The sequence below is a fragment of the Legionella tunisiensis genome (assembly GCF_000308315.1).
Lineage (GTDB): Bacteria > Pseudomonadota > Gammaproteobacteria > Legionellales > Legionellaceae > Tatlockia > Tatlockia tunisiensis.
Genome location: NZ_CALJ01000287.1, coordinates 1 through 5963 on the forward strand (window position 1 = coordinate 1; position 5963 = coordinate 5963).

The following is a 5963-nucleotide window of genomic DNA, read 5'->3' on the forward strand; positions in this document are numbered from 1 at the left end:
TTTTCTGCTGAGATTCTTAAGGATAAGAATCAGCTGCCGCTGAGTGATTTCCAATTCACTTTGTGGTTATCAAATACCTTTGAATCTAAAGCCAAAAAGTTAAATATCTGTGCGCGGAAACGTGTGAAAGGGATACTAGACCTGGAAAAATTAAACACCGCGTTGGCTTTGATTATTAAGAAACATGAAACCTTATGCTACCGAGTATTCTCTTTTCGCCCTGTCCAGGCTCTCCAGAAAAATCCTCCTCTTGAGATTGCAGTAAAAAATCTCAAATCTCTGTCTGATAAAGAAAGCGAGATTATTTTAGAAACCTCCTTTAATGAATTAAGAGCACTCTATCCTTGGCCTAAAAATCAACCCCTGCTAATGGTTCGTTTATTTTATTTAAAGAATAAAAAAACAGAAATCCAACTCTGCATGCCTCATATTATTTCTGATCACGTTTCGCCTGCAATCTTGTTTTCTGACTTATCCAACTTTTATCTATCGGGTCAGTTGCCATCTTTGAACAGAGATACCATTTATCGAGAATATATATTTAAAGAGCAAGCCTATACCCAGACTTATTTTCACCGTGACTTTATATTCTGGGACGATTATTTGGAAGATGCCGCTTTATTTACCTTTCCCGCTGAATATGTTGTATCGAATATGAAGAAAAGCAAAATTCCCTATTCAACCTACACAGAAATCAACCAGGAGGCATTGCAAAACCTGCGTCTATTCTGTGCTCATAACCATATAAGCCTTAATGATGGCTTGAGTAGTGTACTCTTGTTAGCGCTGTATAATTGTTGTGGCTATAAGCTCAATACACGTTCTCCCATCTGTATTACTAGAGTTAAATCTACACGCGATGATCATAAATATGATAAGACCATCGGTTGTTTTTAGGGCTGGAGCTAATTAAGGTGCTGATTAACCAGCAATCTACTCTAAGCGCCGTCTGCGAAAAAATTCATGAATCAATCATAACTACCAGCCCTTATCAAAAATGTTCTAATTTGGTGAAGCTCGCTAGTATAGGAACTTTTCGAGAGCGTAAAAAATTAAAGAATATGGTGTCAAACTATTAACCTGGTTATATAGCTGCTTATTCCCTACTCTTCAATTAAACCGAAAAATCCTCCACTGCTGTGGTCGGTTAAGTTCTTTTAAAGGCAATAATTTTCTCATTAATATCAATATGCATAGTGATTTTTTAACCTCAGAACGGGAGAATTCTTCGCTATTTGGATTAAAAACGCAAAACCCACGCAATTATCAATATGACTTATTGGAAGTAGACAATTTTCTCGATATCTGTTTTCTCCGTATGGCTGATAATAGGCCCCACTTGGCTATTTCAGCCAATTTGACTGCTGATTTTCGTGAGATGCTTGCTAAAGAAATCCTGAGACTTATGAAGAATGATACAAAACAATGTTATCCAAAAGATCAATCAATGTTTTGTGCTTAAGCTGAATTCTGATAAAGTCCTCAGGAAATAATTTTAACGAGGATCAAGGATGATACGAAAACTTTTTATTGTCATTGCCGCCTATCTGTTTGCTCAAGCTGCAATGGCATGTGATAGAGCTTTACCTACAAATCATGCGAACTTTTGCTCATCGTTTCAATCAGTGGCTGCCTGTTACTGCACATCATCAGGACTCCCATCCGGAATGTGTCAGGATGTGAGAAAGCTACATGCACGATTGTTAATTATATATGGTTCACTCCAAACAGCTTGTGACCGCCAGAAATATACGACCCCTCAGGATTGTATGGATAACTGGAATTGCTATCTGTTTGGTAAGGTTAATTCTCCAGGCCGGATTTGTAGTAAAGCCTGCCTATAATTTTTATTAGCTAAGTTATCTCCTGATTTCTTAAGGAAGAAATTAGAAGATAAGAAAGAGAGAGTTTATTGTGATTGTCAAAAAATTGCTACTTGCCAGTTTCTTACCGTTGTCTTTGTATGCAATAGGTTGTCATGCTGGTGAGGGAGGGACCCTCTCTCACCAGCACTTCTATGTAGGTGTCCTTGGCGGTTATGCGTCAACTACTTGGCAAGGGTTGGTGCCCACTAATGAAAATCAAAATTTAGCGCTCAGTGTTTCCACTCCCATTCATGTTACTGAAGGCGGCGGCGGTTGGGGAGCGTTTGTTGGCCATGAATTTTCTCCCTCTTTCGCCATCGAATTTAGTTATATGCATTATCCTAAAGCAGACGTCGCATTTGACTCTTCGAGCTTATTCAGCTTTGAGAATAATGAATTGACAACATTTTCTACCAAAACGGAAACAATCAGTTTAACCGGCAAAATTATGCTGCCTATCTACAATACGTCTCTTAGACTTTTTTCCAGTGCCGGTGCTGCAGGCGTACATCGCAATGATTTACTGGTGGAAGACTGGCGTATGAGCCCAACATTCAGTGTCGGATTAAATGCCCCCTTGGGAGAACATCTTATGGCTGAAATCGCTGGGAACTATACCGCTGGGTACGGCGAATCGCAGTTAAATCCTGCCAATACCTTTTTTCCTTTTCTATACTCAGTTGTTGCACGCTTGGCTTATTTTTTTAGTGTAATGTCCAGACAGGAACGACTAGACTCCTGTCTGCATGGCAATAACAAGAATAGGCTACCAATAAAGGCATATGTTACAAGGCGCTTTGACTTAACGTCGTTTTATTCCTAGTGCGGTCAATAAAGAGCGCATCAGATCACGCATAATTTGCCGTACTACCTGGCGAAATAAGGTATTTTTACTGATTTGCTCTATCATACCAGGCTCTTGAGAACCGACCTTGCCTTCCTTCGTTGTGGAAGAATCAGCAGTACCAGTTTTCACCTCTTTGGCCAGCATTTCTTTAGCCGATTCGCGTTCTATCCGCTGTCCATAGCGAGCAATCAATGTTGATTGTGCCACCACAGCCGCTAATTCCTGTTGGCTGAGTACCCCCATGCGTGATTCCGGAGCACGGATCAAACATTCAATAAGAGGTGTTGGTTGCCCCTTGGCATCCAAACCACTGACCAAGGCCTCTCCAATGCCTAAAGCAGTCAATAATTGCTCTGTGTTGTAATAAGTAGAGGGCGGAAAGTTTTGTGCTACCAGCTTCATTGCTTTACGATCTTTAGCAGTGAAAGCGCGTAAGGCATGTTGTATTTTTAAACCAAGTTGGCTTAATACAGCATCGGGAATATCATTGGGTGTTTGTGTACAAAAAATTAAACCAACGCCCTTGGAGCGAATTAATTTAACCATCGTATCCAATAAACTTAATAAGGCCTTACTGGCATTACTGAAAATTAAATGCGCTTCGTCAATAAAAAGAATTAGCTTTGGCTTGGGCGGATCGCCGAGCTCGGGCATCACCCGATAGACATCAGATAATAACTTAAGCATAAAGGTAGAGAATAATTTTGGTTTATCTTGCATATCCAACAAGCGCAAGATTGAAATAATTCCCTGACCTTGAGCATTGATGCGCACCAAATCCATGACGTTAAATGCAGGTTCACCAAAAAACTTATCGCCGCCCTGTGCCTCAAGTTCAATAATTTTACGGATAATCGTCCCTACCGATGACGTTGCCACGGAACCAAAAGCTGCTTCAATTTTTGCGCTGCCGGCATCGCTTTGGGCAAATTGTAACAAGGCTTTAAAATCGGCCAGATCGATCAAGGGTAAATTATTATCTTTTGCGTATTCAAAAAGAACGGTAATAACACCGGCTTGTGTTTCATTGACATCCAGCATCCGCGAAAACAAGACTGCACCAAAATCACTCATGGTTGAGCGAAGAGGAACACCTTCTTGAGGTGATTCGTTCAAAGTAAGCATTTCGACCGGAAAAGCGCGTGGCGTGTAAGTGAGATTTAACGATTTGCTACGTGATAACAACAATTCAGACGCTTCTCCTGGCGCCGCCAAGCCAGAGATATCCCCTTTGATATCCATAACTAAACTAGGAACACCTTGCAAGGAAAGTTGTTCACTAAGCACTTGGATAGTCTTGGTTTTACCACTGCCAGTTGCACCAGCAATTAAACCATGGCGATTTAAGGATTTAAGCACCAAATTGACTGGTGAGTCAGCAAGTATCTGCTCGTTAAGCAGAATACCGCCTAATTGCAAGGCAGGAAACGCTTCTTCTTGGTAGGGCTCACGTAAATCATCGTACATGAACAAACGTCCTTGTTAGCAGTCAATACCTTAATTATAACTCATATACTTGCGAGGATTCATTGGTTTACAACTCTATTTTAATTGTAAGGACCCTTTTATCCACCTTTCCCAAGTCATCAGAAGCGGTTCTCGACTTTAACTCCTGACTCATCTGTATCTAGCGTAAGGTCATGTCTCTGGGTATTAGTGGATTGAGGCGTTGACCAAAACAAGGAGCGCAAAGAGCTAACATAACTCATTGAACTCTGGACCAGCTCACCCGCTTTTTTGCGCGACAACCAACTTTCCTGAGAAGAGACTATTTCTACGCGGCGTTCTTCCTGCACATCACGACCTATAGCGACAACAGGCTGCTCCGATCTCCTGTCCATTGCTATCCCCTCTCTCTCAGCAGGCGTTGACCGGCCAAAAATATTGGGAGCATATTGAGCAATAGCAGCTAGCCAACCAGAGAAAAATTTATAAATAACTTGACCAATAGTATCCTTTGCTTGTGCATCCAAAACAGGAACTTGTACATCCAAAGGTATCTGTATTGCCTCTAGTTGCTCCAATGGGTTAGACAGATTAAAAGTGCACGTACGAATTCAACACCAGCGTTCATTACAGCCAAACAAAACGCTTTTTTACTCTCAAATAACCATTTACGCATTTCATCATCCTTGTCCGGATTCAGAGCAAAATCCTCATCCAAAAAAGTTGTGGAAGCGACTTTAATTACCGCGCTGTATATATCACTTTCCCTATTCTCTAGCGCCCAAGACCATAGCCCTACAAAATCAGCAGGAGTTTCATAAGAACTTATTGGGAAAGGAAGTAACTCCTTAGAAAGTTCGTGGTATAAATAAGCATTTTGCTCTGGTGTAAATGCACTCTCTACCCTATTAATAAATCGACTAAAAAAATCACTTTTTATTATCTCATCCCACTGCTTACGCACCTGCTCTCGAGCCTCTTCAGCAAGCCGCTCTTCTTCTTCTCGTCTTTCTTCCTGTATTTCTATTGTTAAAGGCAGTTGGTCATAAGGTAATAATACAACCCCGTCTCCTTGAACATTTGAAAAAGGATCATAGTTTGCCTTCATGCTTTCAGGGTATCGGCCCCATCCGGAAGGAAGATGGTGTTCTATTATTTTAACCCCATACCTAATTATACCCGTGTCATGGTAAAGAATACCGTCTTTTACGCGATAAAATTCGTTTCTAAGCGGCGCGTCATCTTCCAGGTTATAATTAACAGACCAAATACCCTCAGCTTCTGGCTTCCATGCGCCTGCCAAGGAAGGATTATCTTCGCGAGCAGAGGCGCTTTCTGCGTGCACTACGCCCTCTTCTTTTACAAAGCGCACCCATTTATTATCTTTTTGACACCAGAATGTTCCAATGATCATAATTTGATACCGTTTGATTTATTTATTAGCGCTCCAGCATAGCATAAAAAGATTAAGAAAAGCTTAAAATATAAACATGGACTCATAATAATTTTTACTGAGCACATCTCTTAAAGCATCTGGCAAGCTGGGCATAGACCATAAATATTCAAAGCATGGTCCGTCATTTTAAAATTGGCCTTCTCTGCAATCATACGTTGCCGTTGTTCGATGATTTCATCAATGAACTCGTCTACCCTGCCACATTTTACGCAGACTAAATGGTCATGATGTTCACCTTGGCTGAGTTCAAAGCCGTAATAACTTCGGTAATAGCCTATACATTATACGAAGTTTATACGAGTTGCGGTTCAAAGTAAAGAGCGCATCAGATCACGCATAATTTGCCGGT

The 5963-nt window shown here is 40.9% G+C and carries 7 protein-coding genes and 1 pseudogene; 4 read left to right on the forward strand and 4 right to left on the reverse strand.

Going from position 1 to position 5963, the window contains the following annotated elements; translation table 11 throughout:
- The 4 genes from BN58_RS29100 to BN58_RS17040 form a co-directional block, all read left to right on the forward strand.
- A partial coding sequence (locus BN58_RS29100) for a condensation domain-containing protein (RefSeq protein ID WP_232220740.1) occupies positions 1 to 897 on the forward strand: 897 nt, incomplete at its 5' end.
- Between the two features lie 292 nt (positions 898 to 1189).
- Positions 1190 to 1462, forward strand: a complete 273-nt coding sequence (locus BN58_RS29105; protein ID WP_019217864.1) for a hypothetical protein — start codon at positions 1190 to 1192, stop codon at positions 1460 to 1462.
- 49 nt (positions 1463 to 1511) lie between these two features.
- Entirely contained in the window at positions 1512 to 1844 is a 333-nt protein-coding gene (locus tag BN58_RS30190) for a hypothetical protein (RefSeq protein WP_083852261.1), read from the forward strand.
- A gap of 70 nt (positions 1845 to 1914) precedes the next feature.
- Positions 1915 to 2688 carry an outer membrane beta-barrel protein gene (locus BN58_RS17040; protein ID WP_019217865.1) on the forward strand — a complete coding sequence of 258 codons (774 nt, stop codon included), beginning with the start codon at positions 1915 to 1917 and terminating at the stop codon, positions 2686 to 2688.
- Here BN58_RS17040 and BN58_RS17045 read toward each other — a convergent pair.
- From BN58_RS17045 to BN58_RS30195, 4 genes and pseudogenes are all read right to left on the reverse strand, one after another.
- Positions 2668 to 4179, reverse strand: a complete 1512-nt coding sequence (locus BN58_RS17045) for a helicase HerA-like domain-containing protein (protein WP_019217866.1) — start codon at positions 4177 to 4179, stop codon at positions 2668 to 2670. The genes BN58_RS17040 and BN58_RS17045 overlap by 21 nt on opposite strands.
- A gap of 119 nt (positions 4180 to 4298) precedes the next feature.
- Positions 4299 to 4706, reverse strand: coding sequence for a hypothetical protein (locus BN58_RS17050; protein ID WP_019217867.1), 408 nt, complete (start codon positions 4704 to 4706; stop codon positions 4299 to 4301).
- 17 nt (positions 4707 to 4723) lie between these two features.
- Positions 4724 to 5572 carry a hypothetical protein gene (locus tag BN58_RS17055; RefSeq protein WP_019217868.1) on the reverse strand — a complete coding sequence of 283 codons (849 nt, stop codon included), beginning with the start codon at positions 5570 to 5572 and terminating at the stop codon, positions 4724 to 4726.
- Positions 5573 to 5682: 110 nt separating this feature from the next.
- Positions 5683 to 5865 (reverse strand): annotated as a pseudogene (locus BN58_RS30195) (transcriptional repressor); the annotation flags it as partial.
- Positions 5866 to 5963: the final 98 nt, after the last annotated feature.

What these genes read in the sequence shown, in the direction of transcription:
- BN58_RS30190 (WP_083852261.1), top strand. Translation starts at nt 1,512, where the DNA reads ATGATACGAAAACTTTTTATTGTCATTGCCGCCTATCTGTTTGCTCAA.
- BN58_RS17045 (WP_019217866.1), bottom strand. Translation starts at nt 4,179, where the DNA reads ATGTACGATGATTTACGTGAGCCCTACCAAGAAGAAGCGTTTCCTGCC.
- BN58_RS17055 (WP_019217868.1), bottom strand. Translation starts at nt 5,572, where the DNA reads ATGATCATTGGAACATTCTGGTGTCAAAAAGATAATAAATGGGTGCGC.
- BN58_RS29105 (WP_019217864.1), top strand. Translation starts at nt 1,190, where the DNA reads ATGCATAGTGATTTTTTAACCTCAGAACGGGAGAATTCTTCGCTATTT.